27 protein-coding genes are annotated in these 25,306 nt (G+C 28.8%); 25 read left to right on the top strand and 2 right to left on the bottom strand.

Translation table 11 applies throughout. The features are described 5' to 3' along the window. Positions 1–72: 72 nt before the first annotated feature. On the top strand, positions 73–750 hold the full coding sequence (locus tag EG57_RS0213775; protein ID WP_032077762.1) for a Crp/Fnr family transcriptional regulator: 678 nt from the start codon (positions 73–75) through the stop codon (positions 748–750). 47 nt (positions 751–797) lie between these two features. On the opposite strand, the gene EG57_RS0213770 is transcribed toward EG57_RS0213775, so the two are convergent. Then, entirely contained in the window at positions 798–1,439 is a 642-nt protein-coding gene (locus EG57_RS0213770) for a lactate utilization protein (protein ID WP_032077761.1), read from the bottom strand. Between the two features lie 376 nt (positions 1,440–1,815). On the opposite strand from EG57_RS0213770, the gene EG57_RS0213765 reads away from it, so the two are divergent. From EG57_RS0213765 to EG57_RS0213745, 5 genes are all read left to right on the top strand, one after another. After that, the gene (locus EG57_RS0213765; protein WP_032077760.1) at positions 1,816–2,571 is read left to right on the top strand and encodes an amino acid ABC transporter ATP-binding protein; all 756 of its coding nucleotides are present in this window, start codon (positions 1,816–1,818) and stop codon (positions 2,569–2,571) included. Further along, positions 2,572–3,237, top strand: a complete 666-nt coding sequence (locus tag EG57_RS0213760; RefSeq protein WP_032077759.1) for an amino acid ABC transporter permease — start codon at positions 2,572–2,574, stop codon at positions 3,235–3,237. It abuts the gene before it with no gap. A gap of 43 nt (positions 3,238–3,280) precedes the next feature. Next, entirely contained in the window at positions 3,281–4,120 is an 840-nt protein-coding gene (locus EG57_RS0213755) for a transporter substrate-binding domain-containing protein (protein WP_032077758.1), read from the top strand. Positions 4,121–4,385: 265 nt separating this feature from the next. Continuing rightward, positions 4,386–5,603 (top strand): M20 metallopeptidase family protein, encoded by a 1,218-nt coding sequence (locus EG57_RS0213750; protein WP_032077832.1) that lies wholly within the window; start codon positions 4,386–4,388, stop codon positions 5,601–5,603. Position 5,604: 1 nt separating this feature from the next. Beyond that, a complete protein-coding gene (locus EG57_RS0213745; RefSeq protein ID WP_032077757.1) occupies positions 5,605–6,771 on the top strand; it encodes a MalY/PatB family protein in 1,167 nt (388 codons plus the stop codon). A 117-nt stretch (positions 6,772–6,888) separates the two neighbouring features. On the opposite strand, the gene EG57_RS0213740 is transcribed toward EG57_RS0213745, so the two are convergent. Next, positions 6,889–7,092, bottom strand: a complete 204-nt coding sequence (locus EG57_RS0213740; RefSeq protein ID WP_032077756.1) for a cold-shock protein — start codon at positions 7,090–7,092, stop codon at positions 6,889–6,891. Between the two features lie 222 nt (positions 7,093–7,314). Between EG57_RS0213740 and EG57_RS0213735 the strand changes: the two genes are divergently transcribed. From EG57_RS0213735 to EG57_RS0213645, 19 genes are all read left to right on the top strand, one after another. Further along, on the top strand, positions 7,315–8,490 hold the full coding sequence (locus EG57_RS0213735) for an ATP phosphoribosyltransferase regulatory subunit (protein WP_032077755.1): 1,176 nt from the start codon (positions 7,315–7,317) through the stop codon (positions 8,488–8,490). Positions 8,491–8,518: 28 nt separating this feature from the next. Beyond that, a complete protein-coding gene (gene hisG, locus EG57_RS0213730) occupies positions 8,519–9,181 on the top strand; it encodes an ATP phosphoribosyltransferase (protein WP_032077754.1) in 663 nt (220 codons plus the stop codon). Positions 9,182–9,228: 47 nt separating this feature from the next. Then, a complete protein-coding gene (gene hisD / locus EG57_RS0213725; protein WP_032077753.1) occupies positions 9,229–10,548 on the top strand; it encodes a histidinol dehydrogenase in 1,320 nt (439 codons plus the stop codon). Between the two features lie 17 nt (positions 10,549–10,565). Beyond that, complete coding sequence (hisB, locus tag EG57_RS0213720) at positions 10,566–11,150, top strand: imidazoleglycerol-phosphate dehydratase HisB (protein WP_032077752.1); 585 nt, start codon at positions 10,566–10,568, stop codon at positions 11,148–11,150. Between the two features lie 10 nt (positions 11,151–11,160). Then, positions 11,161–11,772: an imidazole glycerol phosphate synthase subunit HisH gene (gene hisH / locus EG57_RS0213715; RefSeq protein ID WP_278246472.1), complete on the top strand. Its 612-nt coding sequence runs from the start codon at positions 11,161–11,163 to the stop codon at positions 11,770–11,772. A 15-nt stretch (positions 11,773–11,787) separates the two neighbouring features. Beyond that, the gene (gene hisA / locus EG57_RS0213710; protein WP_032077750.1) at positions 11,788–12,501 is read left to right on the top strand and encodes a 1-(5-phosphoribosyl)-5-[(5-phosphoribosylamino)methylideneamino]imidazole-4-carboxamide isomerase; all 714 of its coding nucleotides are present in this window, start codon (positions 11,788–11,790) and stop codon (positions 12,499–12,501) included. Between the two features lie 69 nt (positions 12,502–12,570). Next, the gene (gene hisC, locus EG57_RS0213705) at positions 12,571–13,635 is read left to right on the top strand and encodes a histidinol-phosphate transaminase (protein WP_032077749.1); all 1,065 of its coding nucleotides are present in this window, start codon (positions 12,571–12,573) and stop codon (positions 13,633–13,635) included. A gap of 24 nt (positions 13,636–13,659) precedes the next feature. Next, positions 13,660–14,421, top strand: coding sequence for an imidazole glycerol phosphate synthase subunit HisF (gene hisF, locus EG57_RS0213700; protein ID WP_032077748.1), 762 nt, complete (start codon positions 13,660–13,662; stop codon positions 14,419–14,421). A 65-nt stretch (positions 14,422–14,486) separates the two neighbouring features. After that, positions 14,487–14,831, top strand: coding sequence for a phosphoribosyl-AMP cyclohydrolase (hisI, locus tag EG57_RS0213695; protein WP_032077747.1), 345 nt, complete (start codon positions 14,487–14,489; stop codon positions 14,829–14,831). 29 nt (positions 14,832–14,860) lie between these two features. Further along, complete coding sequence (gene hisE / locus EG57_RS0213690) at positions 14,861–15,196, top strand: phosphoribosyl-ATP diphosphatase (protein WP_032077746.1); 336 nt, start codon at positions 14,861–14,863, stop codon at positions 15,194–15,196. Between the two features lie 166 nt (positions 15,197–15,362). Beyond that, a complete protein-coding gene (locus EG57_RS0213685; protein ID WP_032077745.1) occupies positions 15,363–15,977 on the top strand; it encodes a hypothetical protein in 615 nt (204 codons plus the stop codon). Positions 15,978–16,098: 121 nt separating this feature from the next. Next, entirely contained in the window at positions 16,099–18,102 is a 2,004-nt protein-coding gene (locus tag EG57_RS0213680; protein ID WP_032077744.1) for a methyl-accepting chemotaxis protein, read from the top strand. Between the two features lie 177 nt (positions 18,103–18,279). Beyond that, positions 18,280–19,053, top strand: a complete 774-nt coding sequence (locus EG57_RS0213675) for a histidinol phosphate phosphatase (protein ID WP_032077743.1) — start codon at positions 18,280–18,282, stop codon at positions 19,051–19,053. A 23-nt stretch (positions 19,054–19,076) separates the two neighbouring features. Next, the gene (locus EG57_RS0213670) at positions 19,077–19,574 is read left to right on the top strand and encodes a flavin reductase family protein (protein WP_032077742.1); all 498 of its coding nucleotides are present in this window, start codon (positions 19,077–19,079) and stop codon (positions 19,572–19,574) included. 106 nt (positions 19,575–19,680) lie between these two features. Then, complete coding sequence (locus tag EG57_RS0213665; protein ID WP_032077741.1) at positions 19,681–20,475, top strand: hypothetical protein; 795 nt, start codon at positions 19,681–19,683, stop codon at positions 20,473–20,475. A gap of 15 nt (positions 20,476–20,490) precedes the next feature. Beyond that, entirely contained in the window at positions 20,491–21,765 is a 1,275-nt protein-coding gene (locus EG57_RS0213660; RefSeq protein ID WP_032077740.1) for a replication-associated recombination protein A, read from the top strand. Between the two features lie 79 nt (positions 21,766–21,844). Continuing rightward, positions 21,845–22,642: a hypothetical protein gene (locus tag EG57_RS0213655; protein ID WP_032077739.1), complete on the top strand. Its 798-nt coding sequence runs from the start codon at positions 21,845–21,847 to the stop codon at positions 22,640–22,642. 74 nt (positions 22,643–22,716) lie between these two features. Beyond that, the gene (locus EG57_RS0213650) at positions 22,717–23,868 is read left to right on the top strand and encodes an ATP-binding protein (RefSeq protein ID WP_032077738.1); all 1,152 of its coding nucleotides are present in this window, start codon (positions 22,717–22,719) and stop codon (positions 23,866–23,868) included. A 27-nt stretch (positions 23,869–23,895) separates the two neighbouring features. Further along, positions 23,896–25,275 carry a vWA domain-containing protein gene (locus tag EG57_RS0213645; RefSeq protein WP_032077737.1) on the top strand — a complete coding sequence of 460 codons (1,380 nt, stop codon included), beginning with the start codon at positions 23,896–23,898 and terminating at the stop codon, positions 25,273–25,275. The last annotated feature ends 31 nt before the right edge of the window (positions 25,276–25,306 follow it).

Raw genomic sequence — 25,306 nt, 5'->3', positions numbered from 1 at the left:
TTATATTAAAATTTAATAAAATGTTCTGTAACTTATGTTACAAAAAATAAAAAATTAATGGAGAGTAAAAAAATGAATGATTTTTTATCAGTGTTAAGTAGATGTATAATTTTTAAAAGTTTTTCTAAAGAAGATATAAAAAATATGATAAATAATATAGATTATAGAAAAAAATCCTTCAGCAAAGGAGAAGTTGTAGCTGTGGAAGGTTCTGATTGTTCTAATTTAGGAATTGTCATAACTGGAAGTGTTGAAGTACAAAATATTTATGAATCTGGGAAAGTAGTTACAATTACTAAAATAGAAGAATCACATATTTTTGGTGAAGTTATAATATTTTCAAATCAAAATGTATATCCTGCAACTATTGTTTCTTCCTCGAAAACTGAAATTTTATTTATATCTAAAGAAAATATTTTAAAACTTTGTAATTTAAATTTTGCATTTTTAAACAATTTTATGACTCTTTTATCTAATAAAATATTAATGTTAAATAAAAAATTGAAAAATGTGTCGCTGCAGACAATAAGACAAAAAATATCAAATTTGATTTTGGAGGAGCATTCAAAACAAAAAAGCTTAACTTTAACTTTGAAGTGTTCAAGAAAAGAAATGGCAGAGCAATTAGGAATACCACGTCCATCATTATCAAGAGAATTAGTTAATATGAAAGATGAGGGAATATTAGATTTTGAAAAAAATAAGATTGAAATTTTAGATTTGAATCTTTTGGAGAATAGTCTTTTTTAAGTAAGAGGACTATCTCAAAAATAGAAATTTGGGATAGTCTTTAAATTTTAATATCCTAAGTTTTCACCAACTATTATGACTTTTATTCTTCCTTTTTGACCTTGTCTTCTTATTAGTACATAGTCGTTGCATATTCTTTCATTGCTACTGCAATCCATACAATATCCTACTTTAGTACAAGGAGTATTTTTATTTAATCTTTTTGCATTAGCTGGAGCTGAACAATTTTTATTACGTTCTATAGCTTCATCTAAACTGCTTACAATTTTGTTTATGCCTACAATTACAATGACCTTATCTGGTCCATAAAGCATAGCAGCTACTCTGTTACCATTACCATCTACATTGTATAATTCACCTTGCTCAGTAACAGCATTACTACTTACAAAGTATACATCTGCCATAAAGGTTTTTCTGAAAATATTTTTTATATCTTCAGGTTTTAAATTCTCTTCATATCTATCAAGAAAATTGAACTTACCACACCTTAAGAAGTCAATAATTTTTGTTTCAAAAAGAGTCATAGATCCGCCCACGGATACAGTGTCTCCTTCCTTTACAAATTCACTTATTTTACTCATCAAAGCTTCTTCATTTTTTACAAAATAGGCTTCCATATTATTTTTTTCTAAGGCATTCATGGTTCTTTTAATTTTCTGGTCTACGACCCATTCATTATTTTTATCCACTTAATACACCCCCAAAATTTATTTTGTGCTTAAATATAGTATATGAAACTTATGTTTATTTTTCAATATATAAAGAAAGTTCAAAGATTTATGTAAGTGTTAATAATGAAACTATGAGTTTGATACTATTATAATTAAAACTTTATATGATTCAATATTGTATATAATGATATAAGTATTATTTATGATTGAAATGACGAACATTTAATAATATGATAATTAATTGACAGTAATCAATGTGCAATAATATAATGACATTTGAAGATAATTGTCAAACAATGAATAAATAAGTAATAAGATATCATAATGTAAGAATATGTTCCTTGCTTTTGGCAAATGTTTACTAATACATAGAAGGGTAGGTGAAACATAAAAAATGATTAAGATTGAACATTTAAAAATGCAATTTGGACAATCTGTTATTTTAAAAGATATTAATATTGAGATAGGAAAAGGTGAGGTTATAGTATTGATTGGCCCATCAGGTACAGGCAAATCTACATTCCTTCGTTGTCTTAATTTTTTAGTAAAGCCTACAGAAGGTAGAATTACAATAGATGGTTTTACTGTAGATGCTAAAATTGCTTCTAAGAAAGATATTTATAAATTAAGGCAAAAAACATCTATGGTTTTTCAAAATTATAATTTATTGAAAAATAAAACTGCTATTCAAAATATCATGGAACCTATGGTAACAGTGCAAAAGAAAAGTAAAAAGGAAGCTGAAGAGACAGCTATTGCCTTACTTAAAAAAGTAGGACTTTTAGATAAAAGGGATGCATATCCAAAAGAAATGTCTGGTGGGCAGCAGCAAAGAATAGGAATTGCAAGAGCCATGGCTGTGAATGCAAATGTGATTTTATTTGACGAACCTACATCTTCTTTAGATCCTGAATTAGTTGGAGAAGTGTTAACTGTAATTAAACAATTGGCAGCAGAACATAACAAAACAATGTTGATTGTAACTCATGAAATGAAATTTGCAAAAGAGGTTGCTGATAAAATGATCTTTTTAGAAGATGGTTATATTGCAGGAATGGGAACTCCTAAAGAAATATTTGAAAATTGTACAAATGAGAGAATTAGAAAATTTGTGAATACAGTAACTGCAAATAGTATGGGGGATAAATAAATGAATTTTGATTTTCAATGGTTTATTAAGCTATTTCCAATTGTTTTACCATCATTGAAATTAACAATTGAAATATCTTTAATATCGCTAATATTTACATTATTGCTGTCTGTTATAATATCAATTGTTAGATATTATAAAATAGGGGGTCTATCCCAGATATTTGGTGTATATATTACATTTTTTAGAGCAACACCACTTGTAGCACAGTTATTTATGCTATATTTTGGTCTTCCCTGTGTAATTCCAGCATTAAAATCTATGACAGCATTTCAAGCAACTGTAATTGCCCTTACATTGAATACAGCTTCTTTTATGGCAGAAACTTTAAGAGCGGCTTTAGAATCTGTAGAAGTAGGACAACTAGAAGCTTGTTACTCTATGAGTATGACAAAATATCAGACAATGATGCGTGTAGTTTTACCACAAGCATTTGTTGTAGCACTACCTTCTCTTGGAAATCAGTTTATTGGTATTATTAAAGGATCTGCATTAGGATTTACAGTAGGACTTGCAGATATAATGGCAAAATCAAAAATGGAGGCGGCATTAACACTTCGTTTTTTTGAAGCATATTTGTGTGTAACTTTAATTTATCTAGTAATTGTTGTTTTTGTAGAAAAAATTCAAAAATTATTGGAAAAGAGAATTCAAAAATTTTGTTAAAAATAAATTTATATAGATCTATTAAAAAATAAGGGGGAGAAATATGAAAAATATTAAGAAAATACTTTCATTTGCAATATGTGCTTGCATGATTTTTGGTGCTACTGCATGTGGAAGTACAAAAAATGATTCTCAAAAGAAAGAAGAAAGTAAAGAACCTACAAAAATTATTGTAGCATCTGGTGCATCTTCAGTACCTAATTCATACGTAGAAAATGGAGTACATAAAGGACATGAAGTTGATATTTGGAATGCTATTTCTGCAAAAACTGGCATTAAAGTTGAATTTGTAACAGGTGAATTTAATACTTTATTTGGATATTTGGATTCTGGTAAAGCTGATACAGTAGGAAATACTATTACAATTAATGCTAAACGAAAGGATAAATATGATTTTTCAGAACCATATGCATATATTCCAGAAAAGTTAATTGTGCACTCAGATAAAACTAATATTAAAAAATTAAAAGATGTATCTGGAATGACTTGTGGATTTTCAGCAGGTTCAAATGGAGGAAACTTATTTCAACAAATCGCTAAAGATCAAGGAATTGATATTAAATTAGCTACATATGATAGTTCAGAATTGTTAGATGAAGCTTTCCGTCAAGGAAAAGTTGATGTTATGATTTTCTCTGCAGGTGAAGCAGCATATAAAATCAAAAATGGATTTCTTAATGCAAGAATGGTTGAAGAAAATGTTACAGTTGGAGCAAAGGCATATCCATTTGTAAAAGGCAATGCTAATTCAGAAAAATTAAATAAAGCTGTTACAAAAGCTATTCAAGAAATGAAGAAAGATGGTACACTTACAAAGATATATCAAAAATGGTACGGTATGGACTTTAGTGAAAAACCAAAGGACGCTAAAATTGCTAACTAATACTTATAAATATTAAAAATTGTGAATATAACTTAGGTAGGATTAAACTACCTTTATTTAAAGACTACCCGCTCTAATATTTGATTTAAAGCCAAAAATATTAGAGCGGGTACATCAATAAGTGAGAATTTTCAAATATAGTCGATATTTGCATTTAATTTAGAGTGTTATAAAATTTAAAAATTGAATTATTAATTTAATAAGTGATGATTATAGAATGTCTACATTTGATGCAAATAGCTCTGTTTATGAGGTAAATAGAATTATGAATAGTAAAATAAGAAACATTTCAGAAGAAATACAAGATTTATTAATTAAAATTAGAAGAGATTTGCATGCAATACCAGAATTAGCATTTGAAGAATATCAAACTTCAGAAATGATTATAAGTGAGTTAAAAAAATTAAAGGGTATGAAGATTTCAACTGGATATGCTGGAGGAACTGGCATTATAGCCACTTTATGTGGGAAAAAGGGTAAAAGCAATCAGTGTGTAATGATAAGAGCTGACATAGATGCTCTTCCAATTGAAGAAAATAATAATTTGACATATTGTTCAAAAGAAAAAGGAAAAATGCATGCTTGTGGTCATGATGCACATATAACTTGGACATTAGGTGCGGCGATGATTTTAACTCAATTACAAGAAAGTTTTTCAGGAACTGTAAAATTTGTTTTTCAACCAGCTGAAGAAATTGCAGCTGGTGCTAAAAAAATGGTTGAAGAAAAGGTGTTAGAAAACCCAAAGGTAGATATTGTATTAGGTGCACATGGGTTTCCTCAATATGATACTGGAAAAATAATTATTCCTGAAAAGAATGCATTTTCAGCTGCTAGACCTTTATCTATTAGGGTAATTGGAAAAGGTGGACACGGTTCATGGCCACAAGATTGTGTAGATCCTATTGCTGTTGCAAATCAGATTTATATGAGCCTACAACAAATTATATCTAGAAAAATGAAACCTTCTGATGCATCAGTACTAACAATTGGTTCTATTCATGCTGGTCCTACAGATAAGGGAAATATCATACCAAATGAATGTATATTAAGAGGAACATTAAGACATGCTACTTTGAATGGAATGGAGTCCATGGTTCAGTGGGTAGAAGAAATTTCAAAGCATATTGCAGAAGCTAATGGTGCAAAAGTAGTTGTACAATGTTATCATGGAGTTGAGCCTGTTATCAATGATAAGTATTACAGTAAAATTTTTAAAAAATCATCAGAAGAAATTGTAGGAAAAGAAAATGTAGAAATGTTAGAGGAGAGTAATCTTGGGGGGGAAGATTTTTATCATTATTCTCAAAAGGTTAAATCAGTTTACTTTTTTGTAGGCTGTGCACCAAAAAATAAAGTAGGAACTTTTAGTTTGCATAGTTCTAATTTTTGCATAGATGAAAATATATTAGGAACTGTTGCAGCTGTACTTTCAAATACAGCTATTAGTTTTTTTATGAATAATAATATTGGGGGGAATTAATTTGCTAAAGTATATTGAAAGAAAACAAACAGATAGTACAAAATGGGATGGATTGGAACCTATGTTTGGAGAGAAAGATTTACTACCTTTATGGGTAGCAGATATGGATTTTCAAATATGTGATTGTGTTATTAACAAACTCAAAGAATATTTAGAATTTGGAGTTTTAGGATACTATAAAGAACCAGAAGGTTATAAACAATCCTTTATTAATTGGGAAAAAACTTATCACAACTATGAAGTTAACAAAGAGCACATTCGATATTCTCCAGGTGTTGTACCAGCTATTAATTGGCTTATACAGATATTAACAGAAAAAAATGATTCAGTTATTGTCTTAACACCTGTTTATTATCCGTTTTTAGATGCTGTGAAAAATAATGACAGAAAATTGATAGAAAGTGATTTGGTTAATGAACATGGAAGGTATACTATTAATTTTAAAGATTTCGAAAATAAAATTATAGAAAATAATGTAAAATTATTTATTCTTTGTTCACCACATAATCCTGTCGGTAGGGTTTGGAAAAAGAATGAACTTCAGGGCCTTGTAAACATTTGTAAAAAACATAATGTGAAAGTGATTTCAGATGAAATTCATCAGGATATTATAATTGATAAAAATGAGCATATTCCAACTGCGTCTATTAGTGATTATGATTCTATTATTACTCTTACAGCTGGAACTAAAACTTTTAATCTTGCTGCATGCAAAAATTCATTTGTTATTATTTCAAATCCTGAAATTCTTAAAGCTTTTGATAATTTTGTACAACGTATCCGTATTCCAAGTGGAAATACTTTTGGATATATTGCAGTACAAAGTGCTTATGAAAACGGAAGAGAATGGTTGGAAGAAATATTAAATCAAATTCGTGAAAATTATTTATATGTTAAAGAAACCTTTAATAAAGAATTACCACTTGTAGAGATATCCCCATTAGAAGGAACTTATTTGATTTGGATTAATTTAGGCAGATATATAAACGGTGAAGATACTGAAAGATTTATTAAAGAAAAATGTAAGTTGGCTCTAGATTTTGGAGAATGGTTTGGTGGGGAACGATTTAATAATTATGTAAGAATGAATATTGCTACTTCTAAAGAAAATGTAACTAAAGCAGTTAATCAAATCATACGTGAAATTCAGATAATGAAGAATAAATAGTGCAATAAATAAAATTAATGAGGATAAAGAATTTTGATCTTTATCCTTTTAAAAATATGTAAGCTAATTTAGGGATACTATAATGAAGTATCCCTTTATTTTTTTGTGTTGTTATAATCACATTTTTTGAACATTTGAGGCCTGAAGTCCTTTTGGTGTTTCTATTACATCATATTTAACTTGTTGCCCTTCATTTAAATCTTTTCTCTTTCCTTCTTCTTTTATAGCAGAATAATGAACAAATACATCTTCTCCATCCTCTCCTGATATAAAACCAAATCCCTTTTCATCGTTGAACCATTTTACTACACCTGTTAGCATTATAAAAAACCTCCAAATTTTTAATAAAGTTATTATGTCTTTTTATTATGCGCATTATTTAATTAATAATACGTAAGAATTATGAAGTTAAGAGCTTTTAAATTAATAAAAGTTTTTTTTAGGTATTGATTTTTTCAATATAAGTTGTTACAATAGCATTATGAAAATTTAGCAATTTAGCATGATAAATTGATAACGCAATAAAATGAGGAAGTGAAATATATGATAAGTTGGAAAAGATATATTCCAGAAGGAACAAAAGATACATTATTTGAAGAGTGTACAAGGAAAGTGGAAATAGAAAATATACTTAGAAAAACTTATACATGCAGTGGATTTTTAGAAGTTAAATCTCCTACTTTGGAGTTTTATGATGTTTTTAGTGGAGAAAGTTCTACTTTAGCTCAAGAAAAAATGTATAAGCTATTTGATAATCATGGAAGAATATTAGTACTTAGACCGGATATGACAACCCCTATAGCTAGAATAGCTGCTACAAAGTTAAAAGAAGTTACCCATCCATTGAGATTATGTTATACATCGAATGTCTATAGAGTAAATGAAAGTTTAAATGGAAAAAATAGTGAAATTACTCAGTCAGGTATTGAAATTATTGGAGTTAAAAATTTAAAAGCTGATGCAGAAGCTATAATTACAGGAATAACAGCTTTAATAAATTGCGGAGTAGAAGATTTTAAAGTAGAGCTTGGTCATGCTGAATTTTTTAAAGCCATAATAGAAAACGTGGATATAGATGATGAAGAAAAAGAAAAACTTAGAGTATATATAGAAAATAAAAACTTTACAGCTTTAAGTGAGCTTTTAGATAAAAATAGAAATAATATGAATAAAGATACATTAAAAATATTAAAGGAATTACCAAAATTATTTGGAAATATGGACATACTAGATGTGGTTTATACTTTTACAGATAACGAAAAAGCATTAGAAGCGATAAATGATATAAAATCAGTATATGAAATAATAAAGGACGCAGGATTAGGAGATTATGTATCTGTAGATTTGGGTATGGTGCATTACTTAAATTATTATACGGGAATAATTTTCAGAGGATATGCAGAAGGTGTTGGAGGAAACATATTAAGTGGAGGAAGATATGATAACTTAATAAAACAGTTTGGTGAACAGCAAGAGGCCACTGGTTTTGCAGTAAATGTAGATAGTATTATAAGTGCATTAGAAAATTGTGGACAAATTAATGAAAGTAAAGTAAAAAAGATTTTAATTTATTATAAGAATGTAGATTTTAAGAAAGCTTATGACAAGGCTTTAAAACTTAGAGAAGAGGGTAGTATTGCAGAATTAAGTTTATTTGATTCTCAAAAAGAAGCTGAAGAGTATGCGGAAGAAAAGAGAATGGAGTTTATTATAGTTTAGAACAGATTATGGAAATGGAGCGTTTAATATGGTAAATAGAAAAACAATTAAAATAGCTTTAACAAAGGGCAGAATTGAAAAATGTGCTGTAGATATATTTCATAAGTCAGGTATAGATTGCAGTGATCTAATGAATAAGGGAAGAAAGTTAATATTTCATAATGATAAATTTAATATAGATTTTGTTCTAGTAAAGGCTCCAGATGTGCTTACCTATGTGGAACATGGAGTAGTGGATATTGGTATAGTTGGAAAGGACACATTGTTAGAGCAAAATAGAAATTTTTATGAAGTGTTGGATTTAAAGTTTGGAAAATGTAAATTTGCAGTTGCAGGACCTAAAAATTCAAATTTTTATGAAGGATATAACAGAAAAAAAATAGCTACAAAATATCCTAATGTAGCTAGAAATTATTTTAGAAAAATGGGTCAGGATGTAGAAATTATAAAAATAGAAGGCTCTGTAGAATTAGCTCCAATATTAGGATTAGCAGATGCCATAGTGGATATAGTTGAAACAGGAAACACATTAAAAGAAAATGGCTTAGTTGTATATGAAGACATATGTAGCATTAGTGCAAGATTGGTAGTAAATATAGCTAGTATGAAAATGAAGAAAAATGAAATAGAAGAAATAGTGGATTTACTTCAAACCGAGATGAAATTAGGAGAACTAGTATTAGAGCAATAGAGTTTAATTTAATATGTTTTTAATTCATAACTTTGGAGGTAATAAACATGAGTATTATAAATACCATATCTGGAAATACAAAAGCTGGCAAAGATTTTTTGAAAAGCTTGCGAAATAGAGAAGAGTCAGTACATCAAGAAGTAACTAAGCGAGTTGAAATAATCCTCAGAGATGTAAAAGAAAAAGGTGATGAGGCTTTAATTTCTTATACGAATCAGTTTGATAGTAAAAATATAGATACAAAAAACATTTGTGTAACTAAAAAAGAAATAGATGAGGCTTATGAAAATGTAGACAAAGAATTTATTGATGCTATAAATTTAGCTGTAAAAAATATAAAGTTTTTTCATGAAAAACAGAAAAGAAATTCATGGATGATTACAAATGAAAATGAAGTTGTATTGGGGCAACAGATAAGACCATTACAAAAGATAGGAATATATGTTCCTGGAGGCACTGCAGCTTATCCATCATCAGTGCTTATGAATACAATTCCAGCTAAGGTGGCTGGAGTACGTAGTATAACTATGGTAACTCCTCCATCAAAGGATGGAAGTATAAATCCTAATATTTTAGTAGCAGCAGATATAGCTGGTGTAGATAAGATTTATAAAGTAGGAGGAGCTCAAGCTGTTGCGGCATTAGCCTTTGGAACAGAAAGTATAGAGAGAGTTGATAAAGTAGTAGGACCTGGGAATGTCTATGTGGCTATGGCGAAGAAAAGTGTTTATGGGAATGTAGATATAGATATGATAGCAGGACCTAGTGAAATATTGATTATAGCGGATGAAAATGCTAATCCCAAATATGTAGCAGCAGATTTAATGTCTCAAGCTGAACATGATAAGTTAGCATCTTCAATATTAATAACAACTTCACAAGACTTAGCAGAAGAGGTAAAAGAGCAATTAAAGATACAGGTAGAAAATTTAAGTCGTAAGGATATAATATTGCATTCTCTTAAAAATTATGGAGCTATTATAGTTGTTGATAGTATAGAAAAAGCTATTGAAATGTCAAATGATATAGCACCAGAACACTTAGAGTTATGTATAGAAGATCCATTTTTAAGTTTAGGATATGTAAAAAATGCAGGTTCAATATTTCTTGGATATTTTGCACCAGAACCATTAGGAGATTATATAGCTGGACCTAATCATGTGCTTCCAACTAGTGGAACAGCTAGATTTTTTTCACCTCTTTCAGTAGATGATTTTGTAAAGAAGAGTAGTTTTATACGTTATTCAAAAGAAGCTTTGTTAGATGTAGGTGATAAGGTTATAAAATTAGCTGAAACTGAGGGACTTACAGCTCATGCGAATTCTATAAAGGTAAGGATGGAAGATAATATAATTTCAAAAAATTAAGCATAGAAGGTGGTAGTATGAGAACAGCACAAATAGATAGAAAAACTTCAGAAACGGATATAAGTATAGAGATAAATTTAGATGGAAGCGGAAAATATGATATAGATACAGGTATAGGATTCTTTGATCATATGCTATGTCTTATGTCAAAGCATGGATTAATAGATGTTAAGATAAAAGCAAAGGGAGACCTTTATGTAGATCCACATCATACTATTGAAGATGTAGGTATAACTTTTGGAAAATGTATAGAAAAAGCTTTAGAAGATAAGAGTGGTATAAAAAGATATGGAACAGTATTTCTTCCTATGGATGAGGCTTTAGCTATGGTTTCTATGGACATAAGTGGAAGACCATATATAGTCTTTGATGCTGAATTTAATTCATATAGAGTTGGAGAAATGGATACAGAGCTAGTAGAAGAATTTTTTAGAGCAGTGGCTTTTAATGCAGGTATAACTCTTCATGAAAAAATACTTTATGGCAAAAATAGTCATCATATGATTGAAGCTTTATTTAAAGCTTTTGGTAAGGCTTTAAAAGAAGCAGTTACGAAGGATGAAAGAATAAAAGGAGTTATGTCTACAAAAGGAAGCTTATAGTGAAAGAGGTGTGAATATATTGATTTCAATTATAGATTATGGAATGGGAAATTTAAGAAGTGTTCAAAAGGCTTTAGAATATATAGGGGAGAAAGCTGCAATAACTTCAAATATAGAAAAAATACTAAAAAGTGATGGTGTCATTCTTCCAGGTGTAGGAGCTTTTCCTGATGCTATGGAAAATTTAAAAGAAAAATCTCTAGATAAGGCATTAAAAGAAGTTGTTGATAAAGGAATACCTACTCTTGGCATATGTCTTGGAATGCAGCTTTTATTTTCAAAAGGAGAAGAAGTAAGAGATTGTGATGGTTTAGGATTTTTTGAAGGAACTATAAAAAAGATGTATGGAGACATAAAAATACCTCATATGGGATGGAATAGCCTTAAAATGGAAAGACAATGTGCTTTACTTAAGGGAATAAATGAAGAAAGTTATGTGTATTTTGTTCATTCATTTTATGCAGAGATAGAAGAAAGAGAAATATTGAATGCTACAAGTAAATATGGAATAGATGTACCAGCAGTTATAAGCAAAGGCAATTTATTTGGAGCACAGTTTCATCCAGAAAAAAGTGGAGATGTAGGTATAAAAATTCTTAAAAATTTTGCTAGTTTGATTTAGAAAGAGGTGTTTTTAGTGATAATACTTCCAGCTATAGATTTAAAGGATGGAAAATGTGTAAGGCTATATCAAGGTAAAATGGATTCTTCTGAAGTAGTAGCTAAGGATGTTGTGGAAACGGCATTGGAATTTAAGGCTTGCAAGGCAGAATATATTCATATGGTAGATTTAGATGGAGCGGTTAAAGGTTCTATGAAGAATATAGATAAGATTTTAGATGTAATAGATAAAGTGAAATTACCTATAGAAGTTGGCGGCGGAATAAGGGATATGGAAAAGATAGATTATCTCATAACTAAGGGAATAAGTAGAGTTATATTGGGTACAGCAGCCTTAAACAATCCTAATTTAGTAACTGAAGCAGTTAAAAAACATGGAGAAAAGATAGCAGTAGGAATAGATGCTAAGAATGAAAAAGTAGCTGTAGATGGTTGGATGAATATAAGCAGTATAGATTACATAGATTTTGCAAAGGAAATGGAGAAAATAGGAGTTAAAACTATCATTTTTACTGATATAAGTAAAGATGGAACACTTCAAGGACCTAATTTAGAACAATTAAGCAAAATACAAAATAGTGTAAGCTGCAATATAATAGCTTCTGGTGGAATCAAAAGTATAGAAGATTTAAAGACTATAAGTGAAATGGGCATTTATGGAGCTATCACAGGTAAGGCTATATATTCCGAAAATATAGATTTGAAAGAAGCTATAAAGGTTTGCAAATAGATTAATTATTAAAATTTTGTATTTGCAAAAGCTGGGTGAAAATAATAATAGTGAAGGAAGTTTTGAATTATGAGTAAGTATTGGAGTGAAATTACGAAAAGTATAGAACCTTACGTCTGCGGAGAGCAGCCTAAGGATAAAAAATATATAAAATTGAATACAAATGAGAGTCCATATCCTCCATCACCTAAAGTATTAGAAGCGATAAAAAATGCAGCTAATGGAGATTTGAGATTGTATCCAGATCCTGATTGTGATGAATTTAGAAAAGCTATTGCAGAATATTATAATTTAAGCAAAGATGAAATTTTTATAGGAAATGGTTCTGATGAAGTTTTAGCTTTTTCATTTTTAACTTTTTTTAACACTAATGAGACTATTATCTTTCCTGATATAAGTTACAGCTTTTATCCTGTTTATGCTGGATTATATAATTTAAATTATAGGCTTGCAAGATTAGAAAATGATTTCTCTATACCAGTTAGTGAGTTTGCAGAAAAAAATGGAGGAGTAATTATCCCAAATCCTAATGCACCTACAGGAAAATGTCTTGATACAGATTCTATAAAGAGAATTTTAAATTACAATTCTAATAAAGTAGTTATAATTGATGAAGCTTATATAGATTTTGGTGGGAATTCAGTAGTTGGACTTATAAAAGAATATGATAACCTCTTGGTAGTACAAACACTTTCTAAATCAAGGTCACTAGCAGGAATTCGTGTAGGTTTTGCTATGGGCAATAAAGAACTTATACAAGGATTAAATAGAGTGAAAAATTCTTTTAATTCTTATACCATAGATAGGGTGGCAGCAGCAGCAGCAGTGACAGCCATAAAGGATAAAGAGTATTTTACAGAGTGTGTATCAAAGGTAATAAATACAAGAGAGAGGATTGTAAAAAAATTAAATTCTTTAGGATTTAATGTAATACCTTCAAAAGCTAATTTCATTTTCATAACACATAAGGATTATGCTGCTAGTGATTTATTTACTAAGCTAAGAGAAAAAAGTGTGTTAGTACGATATTTCAATAAAGAAAGAATAAATAATTATTTAAGAGTAAGTATAGGATCAGATGAAGAAATGGACTTCTTCATTGAAAAGCTACAAGAAATTATGGATGAGATTTAATAAATACAAAAAGAGGTGACAATTTTGCTTACAAAGAGAATAGTACCTTGCTTAGATGTAAATATGGGCAGGGTAGTAAAAGGAATTAATTTTGTAAATTTAAAGGATGTAGGTGATCCTGTAAGTATAGCAGAAGCTTATAACAAGGAAGGTGCAGATGAAATTGTGTTTCTTGATATAACTGCTACACATGAAGGAAGAAAGACTATGATAGATGTGGTTAGAAAAACAGCAGAAAAAGTATTTATACCTCTTACAGTTGGTGGTGGTATAAGAGATTTAGAGGATTTTAAAAACATTTTAAGAGCAGGTGCTGACAAGGTATCTGTGAACTCAGCAGCAATAAGAAATCCAGAGCTTATAAAAAATGCAGCAGATAGATTTGGAAGTCAGTGTGTGGTAGTAGCTATAGATGCTAAGATGAGAGAAAATAAAACAGGTTGGAATGTTGTTATAAATGGTGGAAGAATAGATACAGGTTTGGATGCTGTACAGTGGGCGAAAAAGGCAGAAGGTCTTGGAGCTGGTGAAATACTTTTAACAAGTATGAATACAGATGGAACAAAGGCTGGATATGACATAATGCTTACTAAGGCTATAACAGAGGCCGTAAACATACCTGTAATAGCATCAGGAGGCTGTGGAACTTTAGAACATTTTTATGAAGTTTTTGCTAATTCAGGTGCAGATGCAGCATTAGCTGCTTCGCTTTTCCACTATAGGGAACTAAGTATAAAACAAGTTAAAGAATATTTAAAGGAAAAAAATATAGAAATAAGGGATTAAATTATATATTAGTTATTTTGAATAAACAATTTAGGAAAGATTTATTATAGCAAAGAGGTAACATTATGCAAGACTTAGAAAAAGTAGATAAGGTGAATTTTACAAAATTAAACTTTAGTAATGAATTAATTCCTGCAATAGTTCAAGATTTTAAAAATAATGAAGTACTTATGCTTGCTTATATGAATGAAGAATCCTTAAGAAAGACTCTGGAAACTGGAACTACTTGGTTTTGGAGTAGGTCTAGAAGTGAATTTTGGAATAAAGGAGCAACATCGGGACATTATCAATATGTAAAAGCCATTTATGTGGATTGTGATGAGGATACTCTTCTCATAAAAGTAGAGCAAATAGGAGCTGCTTGTCATACAGGGAACAGAACCTGTTTTTATAGAAATGTTTCCATTTAAAAAAAATAATTTAAAAGGGGGAAATAAAAATGGAATTAAAAAACATAGTACAACAACTTTATGAAATAGTAGAGGATAGAAGGGAAAATCCAATAGAAGGATCTTACACAAGTTATCTTTTTAAAGAAGGTGTAGATAAAATTTTAAAAAAAGTTGGAGAAGAAACAGCTGAAGTTATAATAGGAGCTAAAAATAATAGTAAAGATGAAACAGTTTATGAAATAAGTGATTTATTTTATCATATTGTAGTTTTAATGGTACAGCAGGGAATAAAAATAGAAGATATAATGACAGAGCTTGAAAAGAGAAGACAAAAAATATGTAATAAAAAACCAGAAAGAAAAGAAGTACAAAGTATACATTAGGAGTTAGTATTAATGACCTAAGATTGAGTATAAGATCTTAGGTCATAAAATTTTATTAAAAATAAAATAAAAAATTATACGATAATTCAAAAAAATGTGATATTATGTAAATATAAAAATAAAAATGAAATAGAAATATATATAATAAGTGTAGGGGGAATTATAAATGGTAAAAAATTCTGAAGATAAAGACAAAACTGAAATAATATCGGAATTAGTAGAATTATCGGCAAAACCAGTAATAACAGCTAAAAATTATTGGCATGAAAGTATCTATAATATATTAAGAGATAAAAAGGAAAAGGTAAAAGATGAAAAAGAATATTCAGTTTATTTGCAGACAGAACTCATTTATTTTAGAAATCTTTGGAATAAGCAATTAGATATAATGTATGCATGGGGAAAAGAAGAAAAAATTCCAGAACCAAGTAAAATTAATGATATTATTGCTTATATGGAACAGCAGTCTGAAACTATTATAGAAAATGGAAAAATAATGTTTAAAGATGGCAAAAATTTAGACAAAGATGATTTAGCATTTATAGAAAGATATACGTCTATTACAGAATTGCCTGAAAGAATCATTGCTTTAGAGGAAGATTACTTATATTTTAAAATTAGAGACTATATAACTTTAAATGTTTATCAGTTCATATCACATAATGAAGAGTTAGCAGTAGATTTATTAAAGGGTAATACTAAAGAAACTGTACAAAGAATTGCTGATTTAATTTCAAATTTTGCTGATGTGTGTATGTATATAGACTCCAATGAAGGGTAAAAAAATACATTGCTTATAGTATCAGTACAATTCACTACTAATTCTTAGCTTGCGAAGTTTTGCTTCGTAATATGCTTATAGTAAGTGAAAATTTTGTTTAGTAATTATGGGGGTAAGGTTTATGAAAGGAAAAATGAAGCTTCACACACAAATTATAGCAATATTAATTTTTATGGCAATAATACCTCAATGTATTATAGCTTTTTTTAATTATTATTACGTAAAGAAAAATTTTAACAATATTTTTAATGATTATTTATACACTACTCTTGGAAAAATAGATGAAACAATTAAGTCTGTTGATCAAAGCAGTAGAGAGTCAGTTGACATGATATCTAAGAATACTAATAATCAAAATGTACTTAAAGATACTAATGCTGCTAACTCAATTCTTGATTTTAATAATGTTTATGCACAAAGTCATAAAGAAGTAAGTGCTGCCTATCTAGGTGTAAGTGATGGAAGAATGCTTGTACAACCTAAGCAGGATTTGCCACAGGGTTATGATCCACGAAAGAGACCATGGTATCCACAAGGGGTATCTAAAAATGGAGAAATAGTTCTTACAGATCCTTATGAAGATGCCTTTAATAAAGGTCAATATGTAGTAAGTTATGTAAAGTCAATTAAAGATGCTACTAGTGGACAAGTTATAGGGGTAGCTGGAATAGATATAAAACTTACTCAAATTGCTCAACAAGTAGCTAATTCAAAAATTGGTGATTCAGGTTATGTATCAGTAATTGATGGAACAGGAACGATAATAGCGCATAAAGATTCTTCACTTATTGGAAAAAATGCTAAAGATCAAAAATGGATAAATGATGTTGCTAATTCAGGAAAAGCAGGAGTATTTGAAAAGATAAATGGTACAAATTATTTTGTATATAGTCTGAAAAATGCTGAAACTGGATGGAAAGTACTTGGTTTTATACCTGAGACAGAGTTTAACTCAAAAATAAATAGTATTATAAAAATGATACTTATTATAGCATTAATAGTAATCATTTTAGCAGTAATAATTGGAAACTTATTTTCTAAATCTATTACTAAGCCTGTAGAGAATATTGAAAAAAGGTTGTTTAAGCTTAGCAAGGGAGATTTTACAGAGAAAATAGATGAAAATCTGAATTGCAGCATAGAAATAGATTCTATAACAAAATCCTTGAATTTAATGATAGGTGAAGTGGTAGAAATAATTAAAGAAACAGTTGAGAGTTCTAAGCGTATAAAAGAATCTACAGAAGCTATGGTTGGTATATGTCAACAAGCTACTGGTGCAGGAGAGGAAATAGCCAAATCAATACAAGGTATTGCTAATGGAGCTTCAAATCAAGCAGAAAATGTAGATGAAAGCTTTAAATTAGCTGAACTTTTAGGAGAAAAAGTAAAAGGATGCTTGGATGATTCAAAACATATGTTAGAGGCATCTAGTAGAGTTAAAATTTCTACAGAAAAGGGTTTAGAAAATATAAATAAGTTAGTAATTAATTTTGATAAAACGACTAAATCCAATGAAGAAGTTTTGGAAGAAGTAAATGTACTTGCTGAAAATTCTAAAAAGGTTAATGAGATAACTGAAACTATAAAACAAATAACAGAACAAACTAATTTACTTGCATTAAATGCTAGTATAGAGGCAGCTAGAGCTGGTGATGCTGGGAAAGGTTTTGCAGTAGTAGCAGAAGAAGTAAGAAAGTTAGCAGAGCAATCTGGAGAATCAGCAGAAGAAATTAATGCTATAGTAAACAAAATTGGAAGTGGTGTTAAAGCTGTTTTGGATAAAATTAATTATTCTTCAGAAATAGGAATGGAAACAGGAAATAGTGTAAATGAAACTAATTCATCATTTAAGGATATTGAAAGTGATTCGAAATTACTTAGAAGTAGTATAGAAAAGGTAGGTTATGAACTAGAGGTAATTGGCAAAAATAGAGAAGCTATGGTAGAAACCTTCTCTGATTTAGCACGAATTTCTGAAGATACAGCAGCGTCTACAGAAGAAGTTAGTGCATCATCACAGGAACAAGCTAGTGGACTTAGTGAAGTTTTAGTATCTGCAGAAAAATTGAATAAATTAACAGAAGAATTAGATGCTGCAGTTAAAAATTTTAAAATTAATTAAAATTTGTTTTGAACTTTAGCCAGTGAAAATTAATCACTGGCTAAATGTTTTAAATTATTTCGCTTTATTTTTTTTATATGAAAGTGTAAAATTTAATTGAAATATGATTTTATAAAGGAAGCAGTGATTTAAATGTCTATTTAAGTTATGTTTTTATACTGTTAGGAGGTATTTAAAATGTTTGATACTCATATACACACAAAGTTTTCTTCAGATTCAAAAATGGAACTAGAAGATGCTATAAAATCTGCCAAAAACAAAAATGTATCTATGATAATAACTGAGCATATGGATTTGAAATTTCCTAAGGAAGGACTATTTTGCTTTGATGTAGCACAATATTTTGAAGAGTATGATAAATATAGAGGGGATGACCTTCTACTTGGTGTTGAAATTGGAATGAAGGAAGATTGTGTTCAAGAAAGTAAGAAGGTTGCAAAAAATAATCCTTTTGATTACATAATAGGATCTGTACATTTAGTGAATAATTTAGATATTTATTATGAAGAATATTATAAAGAAAAAAATAAAAGAGAAGCATATAAAAAGTATTTTATTGCCATGTTAGAATCTATAAAGACCTATGATTTTATAGATAGCATGGGACATATAGATTATATTTCAAGGTATGCTAAATATGAAGATAAGGAAATATATTATGAGGAATACTCAGATATTATTGATGAAATATTAAAAGTTTTGATAAATACAGACAAATGCATGGAACTCAATACCAGAAGACTTAATGATGAAAATGCAGTAAAAAACATAATACCTATTTATAAAAGATTTAGAGAGCTTGGTGGACAAAATATAACTACTGGTTCAGATGCGCATAATGCACTATCTATTGGAAGTAATTTTAATGTAGCAAAAGATATTGCTACATTATGTGATTTAAAAATAGTATATTTTAAAAATAGAAAGAAAGAGTATGAAAAAGATCAATAAATTAATATAAGGAGGAACAAACTATGGATTTTACAAATGATTTAGATCGAGCTATGGAATGTTTACATAAAGGTGGAGCATTTTTAACTTGTAAAAGTGAAGATAAGTTGAATACTATGACTATAAGCTGGGGAAGCATTGGATTTATGTGGAAGAAACCAGTGTTTACAGTAATGATTAGGGAGTCAAGATATACTCGAGAACTTATAGAGAAGTCAGGAGAATTTACTATAACAATTCCGCTAAACGACGCTATGAAAGAAGCATTAGCTGTTTGTGGTTCAAAATCAGGAAGGGATATAGATAAATTTAAACAGTGTAATTTACAAATACAAGAAGGTAAAAGTACTTTTACTCCGATTATAAAATGTAAGGCAATGCAATATGAATGTAAAGTTTTATATAAAAATACTATAAGTTCTGATTCTATGGATAAAGATACAGAGAAGAAAATTTATAATGGTGAGAACTATCATACTATATATTATGGAGAAATTGTAAATTGTTATAAGGGTGAATAAAATTATTATAAGTATCAAGAGCTAAATAGTTCTTGATATTTTATTTTATATCAATTACTTGTTAAAAATAAATGATAATATTATTATTTATACAAGGAGTGATACTATGAGCCTTATAAAGAAAGTGTTAAAAATAAGCAATATTGTAGTAAGTTCTACCAAAGAAAAAATAAAATGTAGTTATTTGGAAATAAATATTAAAACTTTAGATAAGAAACTTGAAAATATAGACGATAAAGAAGGAGCTCATTTGAAAATAAGGAAAGAAAATATACAGAAAAAAATAAAAGAGGAAAAGATAAATGAAAGTGAAAGAAGAAAAAAAGCAGCAGATGAGTTAAAAAAACAAGTTGAAGTTTCAAAAATAAAAAGAAAAGAAGAAATTAAGGATTTAAATACTATTCAAAAGGTAAAAAAAGAATTTGAAGAACTTCCAATAGCAACAGCGATAGATGATTTAGTTTCAGGAGTATCTGATATTGAAAAGGCAAAAGAATTAGTGAAAAAGAGTCCAGAGAATATTTATGCTTGGCTTAATTTAGCAGAAACCATAAAATTTCATAAAAAAACTTTTTTCATTATAAATGGAATAAAGGCACCTTGGGACATGGTTGGAAGTACCATTGATTTGACTGTGGAATTTGTAGGGGGAGCAATAGAAGATAATGTAGATAAGAATAAATGGACTTATGAAAGGTCTATTAATCAGGCTGTAAAGTTAGGGGCTACAAGAAGACAAATAAGGGAGTTTGGAGAAAATTATAAAAAAAATATGTTGGTTTCAGGTATAAAAGGCACATCGCATATGATTCTTAACCAGAGTAAAAAGCTCACTAAAACTGGTGAGAGAATAATAGATTTTGCAGTTGATAAATTTATGTTAAAAAACAATAAGAAATAGAGGAGAGACACATATATGAATCCTTTAGCCAATAAAATAAGACCTAAAAATTTAGGGGAAGTAATAGGACAGAAGCATTTATTAGGAGAAGGAAAAATACTTCAAGATATGATAAGTTCAGGGCATCTAATGAACATGATTTTTTATGGACCTCCAGGTACAGGAAAAACTACTGTAGCCAATATAATAGCTTCTGCTACAGGAAAAAAGTTTTACAAATTAAATGCTACTACAGATTCACTAAAAGACATTAAGGAGATTATAAAGGATCTGAATACTATAATGGGATATAACGGTGTAATTCTTTATATAGATGAAATTCATCATTTTACTAAAAGAATTCAACAAAGTTTATTAGAGTTTATTGAAAATGGACAAATAACATTAATAGGTAGTACTACTGAAAATCCGTATTTTTATATATTTAAAGCTATTCTAAGTAGATCTATAGTTCTGGAATTTAAGAAGCTTACTAAGGAAGATATAGTACAGGGATTAAAAAGAGCATTAGAACTTATCAAAGATGATCTACCTGGAAAAGCTATAAGTTATGATGAAACAGCATTAGATTATATGGGAGAACTATGTGAAGGTGATTTGAGAAGAGCCTTAAATATATTAGAGTTAATATTATATTCTAATTCTATGAAAGAAGATAAGATTCACATTACAATAAATTCTATAGAAAAGTTTTCACAGAAAAAGATATTAAATTATGATAGAGATGGAGATAGTCATTATGATATTTTAAGTGCATTTCAAAAATCTATAAGAGGTAGTGATGCAAATGCAGCGATATTATATCTTGGAATGCTTATAAAAGCAGGAGACTTGCCTTCAATATGCAGAAGACTTTTAGTTATTGCCTCAGAGGATGTGGGGCTGGCTTATCCTCAAGCTATATCTATAGTAAAATCTTGTATTGATGCAGCATTACAATTGGGATTCCCCGAAGCTAGAATACCACTTGCTGAAGCTGTTATACTTTTAGCTACATCACCTAAATCTAATTCAGCAATTTTAGCTATTGACTCTGCACTTAAAGATTTAGAAACATTGGATGTTGGAGAAATACCTTTATACCTTAAAGATGGGCATTATGAAGGTGCAAAAGTATTAGGAAGAATGCAAAATTATAAATACCCTCACAATTATAAAAATAGTTATATAGAGCAACAATATCTTCCAGATAACGTAAAAATGAAACAATATTATAGCTTTGGTAACAACAAAATGGAGCAGATCAGTAAGGCATATTGGGATAGAATAAAAGAAAATAAGGAAATATGATTGTTGAATTTTTAAAGTTTAAATCTAAGACAATGATTATTTTTACTTTGCTAATATATTAAGATAGGGGAGAGGTTACATGAATAATGAAAAAGAAGATATTTTAAAAATACTTATAAATAATCCATATTATATAAAGTCTATTGATAATCCTACAGAGGAAATGCAGATGATAACTGTGAAAAAGGATGGTATGCTTTTAAAATATATATCAAATCCTACAGTTAAAGTTCAATATGAAGCTTTAAATTCAAATAAGTGGGCTATTGAATATATAGAGAAACCAACGGAGGAAATGTGTAGTCTTGTAGTCAAACAAGCTTGGAATGCACTTAAATATATTAAAAATCCATCTAAAGAAATTTTGGTTAATGCTATAAAACAAAAAGGATGGGCCATTCAATTTTATAAAAATCCACCTGAAGAAATTCAAATTATGGCAGTGGAAAAAGATTGGGATTCTATTAAGTATATAGAGCAACCAACAGAAAAAGTAAAGATTAGAGCAGTTGAAATGGAGTGGAAGGCCATAAAATACATAAAAGAACCATCTATGAAGGTTCAAAGAATAGCTGTATCTAAAAATGAAGAGGCTATAATGTTTGTTGAAAATATAACGGAAAAAGCGTGGAAGAATTTCATTGAAGATAATATTAAGGTTCTAAAATATGTGGAGAATAAAATTTCTCAAATTGATATAGAAGAAATTATTAAAAATAAGATAAAAAAAGAAAATGTTAATAAAGATTATATTATAGACTTTATGAAAGATAATACTTTAAAAATTGATAAGGTCAAATTTATATATAAATATGGTAGTATGAAGTCTAAAGCTGTGTTTTTAGATTATAAACTCTCAATATCAAATAATTTTTAGCTAAAATGTTACTTTTGATGTTGCAAATTTAAGTATGATGTAAAAATTTCAATGAAGAAAAAGGAGAAATAAAAATGAATTTTATGGATGCACTATTAACAGTAGAATTAGTTATTAAAAGTGATTCGGTACCTTTGATTATAGGAGAAAGTGGTATAGGAAAAACAGCATTGGTTAAAAGTTTAGCACAAATACATAATTATTATAGTATAGGTATAGATGGTAATATGCTTAAGGAGGGTGAAATTGGAGGTTTACCTACAGTTGAAGAATATAAGGTAAATGAAAATGGTAATATAGAAACAAGAAAAAAGACTGTGTATGCGGTGCATACAAAACTTTTAGAAATATACAATGTTTTGAAGAAGGATCCAAATAAAAAAATATTGTTGTTTATTGATGAATTAAATAGATGTGAACATAGTGTACAGCAAGAGCTTATGAATATAATATTAAATAGAGAAATAAATGGGTATAAGCTGCATGATAATGTAAAAGTTATAGCTGCTATGAATCCTTCTAATAAATATGATAACTTTGCAAATACAGATTATCAAGTTGTAGATATGGACCCTGCACAAGAGGATAGATTCGTTTGGATTGAAATGGAAGCAGATGCTAGATCGTGGCTTCAGTGGGGAATGGAGAAGAGTGATAAAAGTGGACAAACCAATATACATGAAGAAGTGTTGGAGTTTATAGCAAACTTTCCAGATTATTTGAGTACACCAAATTCAAAAGAATATATAAAAGCTACTCCAAGAAGCTGGGAAAGAGTATCTAAAGCTTATAGAGTATATTTAAATAATAAAAATAAAATACCTTCTAGAATATTTTATAATGCTGTAAAGGGAAATTTAGGTGCAAGCATTGCTCAAGATTTTTATAATTATTTAGAAAATAATAAAAATCCTCTAATAAAGCCAGAAAATATATTTATAGATGAGAATATAGGTGATGAGTTGAAAGAAAGAATAGAAAGTGAAAGTCATTCTAGGCTATATCTTATTGCTAAAAATGCATTGAATTATCTAAATAATAAAGATCATGAGAAAAGGGAAATTAGGCTGTTATCAGAATTATTGCAATGCTATCCTGCAGATTTAAAGATGAGTATAATGCAAGAAATAAAATGGAATTATGAAGACAGTTTATACAAGGAATTTTTAGAAGAACCATCTTTTGTAGAAGGATACTTTGATATATATGAAATGATAAATGCATAACAATTTGAATAAAAAAGGGTGATTTGAATGGAGGAAAATAATAAGTTTGAGGATTTAAGAATTAAACTATTAAATGAAGTAATTCAGTGGGATAACAAACCTAATTTAACAAAGGAATTTAAACAAAACTTTTTTAAATTACTAGAACTTTGTACATTTTCTATGATGCAGGAAAAAGATAATTTTTTTGCTCTTTTTACAGTTCAAATGAAGAGAGAGATAAAAGTTGATTTACCTACAGCAGTAGGTAATACGGCGTCATTAACACATTTTAATATATACTTTAATCCTTATATTTTTTTACAATGTTCTATTGAAGAGATGAAGGCACTAATAAAACATGAAATATATCATATTATGAATAATCATCTTAAAAGGGCTAAATTTATAAGAGGAAAATATAGTTCTACAGCTATAAGCAAAGCTATGGATGTATCAATTAATCAATACATATATAATCTTCCAGCTTGGTCTGATAATTTAGTTAATGTAAGTCTTACTTACAATATAGATTTAAAGCCAAATGAAAATATGGAATGGTATGTTAAAGAAATTCAAAAGGGTATAGATAAGCTAAAAGCAAATAAAGGCAAAAAAATTATTGAAAATATAAATGATAAAAATAGTAAATTAATAAAAAAAGAGCATGATAGTGCTCATGCTCATGATTTATGGTGGTATTCCGAGGACGATCTCAATTTAGAACAATTAAAAGATCTTACAAAAAAGGTAGCTAATAATGCTAGCAAGGGAAAAATTCCTAGTGAGATTCAACAAATAATTGATGATTTAAATAAGACGCCTGAAATATCATGGAAGGATTATTTAAAAAAGATTATGGGAACGTTGCCATCGGGGCATAAGAAAACTATTACAAGAAAAGATAGAAGGCAGCCATATAGATTGGATTTAAGAGGAAAACTTAATAACCATATAGCTCAAATAATTATAGCACTAGACATAAGTGGTAGTATAACAGATGGGGAAATAGATCAAATAATGACAGAAGTTTTTAATATCTTAAAAAGCTATCCTTCAGAAATAACTATCATAGAATGTGACAATGAAATAAGAAGAGTATATAAGGTGAAAAGTAAAAGAGATATAAGAAAAAAGATAGATACTAGAGGCGGTACTTCATATTCTCCAGTGTTCCAATATATTTATAATCATAGAATGAGAAATCATCTGCTTATATATTTCACAGATGGAGTTGGAGAAAAAGAGCTTACTTGTACGCCTGTAAATTATAAGACATTATGGGTAATTACAGGAAAGGGGGAGCGCTTATCGTTAAAAAATTCATATGGTGAAGTAAAAAGATTATCAAATATAAAAGTAGAAAAGCCAGACCCCACATATGGTAAAGATACTATGAAAGATATGCTTGTGGAATGGCAAAAATAAAGTAAATTTTATTGTTGACAACTTTACTCTG

This window comes from Clostridium drakei, assembly GCF_000633595.2.
Taxonomy (GTDB): domain Bacteria; phylum Bacillota; class Clostridia; order Clostridiales; family Clostridiaceae; genus Clostridium_AM; species Clostridium_AM drakei.
The sequence above is the reverse complement of the archived record's forward strand: the minus strand, read 5'-3'. Positions and strand labels throughout refer to the sequence as shown.

What these genes read in the sequence shown, in the direction of transcription:
- EG57_RS0213775 (WP_032077762.1), top strand. Translation starts at nt 73, where the DNA reads ATGAATGATTTTTTATCAGTGTTAAGTAGATGTATAATTTTTAAAAGT.
- EG57_RS0213765 (WP_032077760.1), top strand. Translation starts at nt 1,816, where the DNA reads ATGATTAAGATTGAACATTTAAAAATGCAATTTGGACAATCTGTTATT.
- EG57_RS0213760 (WP_032077759.1), top strand. Translation starts at nt 2,572, where the DNA reads ATGAATTTTGATTTTCAATGGTTTATTAAGCTATTTCCAATTGTTTTA.
- EG57_RS0213755 (WP_032077758.1), top strand. Translation starts at nt 3,281, where the DNA reads ATGAAAAATATTAAGAAAATACTTTCATTTGCAATATGTGCTTGCATG.
- EG57_RS0213750 (WP_032077832.1), top strand. Translation starts at nt 4,386, where the DNA reads ATGAATAGTAAAATAAGAAACATTTCAGAAGAAATACAAGATTTATTA.
- EG57_RS0213740 (WP_032077756.1), bottom strand. Translation starts at nt 7,092, where the DNA reads ATGCTAACAGGTGTAGTAAAATGGTTCAACGATGAAAAGGGATTTGGT.
- EG57_RS0213735 (WP_032077755.1), top strand. Translation starts at nt 7,315, where the DNA reads ATGATAAGTTGGAAAAGATATATTCCAGAAGGAACAAAAGATACATTA.
- hisG (WP_032077754.1), top strand. Translation starts at nt 8,519, where the DNA reads ATGGTAAATAGAAAAACAATTAAAATAGCTTTAACAAAGGGCAGAATT.
- hisD (WP_032077753.1), top strand. Translation starts at nt 9,229, where the DNA reads ATGAGTATTATAAATACCATATCTGGAAATACAAAAGCTGGCAAAGAT.
- hisB (WP_032077752.1), top strand. Translation starts at nt 10,566, where the DNA reads ATGAGAACAGCACAAATAGATAGAAAAACTTCAGAAACGGATATAAGT.
- hisC (WP_032077749.1), top strand. Translation starts at nt 12,571, where the DNA reads ATGAGTAAGTATTGGAGTGAAATTACGAAAAGTATAGAACCTTACGTC.
- hisI (WP_032077747.1), top strand. Translation starts at nt 14,487, where the DNA reads ATGCAAGACTTAGAAAAAGTAGATAAGGTGAATTTTACAAAATTAAAC.
- hisE (WP_032077746.1), top strand. Translation starts at nt 14,861, where the DNA reads ATGGAATTAAAAAACATAGTACAACAACTTTATGAAATAGTAGAGGAT.
- EG57_RS0213685 (WP_032077745.1), top strand. Translation starts at nt 15,363, where the DNA reads ATGGTAAAAAATTCTGAAGATAAAGACAAAACTGAAATAATATCGGAA.
- EG57_RS0213680 (WP_032077744.1), top strand. Translation starts at nt 16,099, where the DNA reads ATGAAAGGAAAAATGAAGCTTCACACACAAATTATAGCAATATTAATT.
- EG57_RS0213675 (WP_032077743.1), top strand. Translation starts at nt 18,280, where the DNA reads ATGTTTGATACTCATATACACACAAAGTTTTCTTCAGATTCAAAAATG.
- EG57_RS0213670 (WP_032077742.1), top strand. Translation starts at nt 19,077, where the DNA reads ATGGATTTTACAAATGATTTAGATCGAGCTATGGAATGTTTACATAAA.
- EG57_RS0213665 (WP_032077741.1), top strand. Translation starts at nt 19,681, where the DNA reads ATGAGCCTTATAAAGAAAGTGTTAAAAATAAGCAATATTGTAGTAAGT.
- EG57_RS0213660 (WP_032077740.1), top strand. Translation starts at nt 20,491, where the DNA reads ATGAATCCTTTAGCCAATAAAATAAGACCTAAAAATTTAGGGGAAGTA.
- EG57_RS0213655 (WP_032077739.1), top strand. Translation starts at nt 21,845, where the DNA reads ATGAATAATGAAAAAGAAGATATTTTAAAAATACTTATAAATAATCCA.
- EG57_RS0213650 (WP_032077738.1), top strand. Translation starts at nt 22,717, where the DNA reads ATGAATTTTATGGATGCACTATTAACAGTAGAATTAGTTATTAAAAGT.
- EG57_RS0213645 (WP_032077737.1), top strand. Translation starts at nt 23,896, where the DNA reads ATGGAGGAAAATAATAAGTTTGAGGATTTAAGAATTAAACTATTAAAT.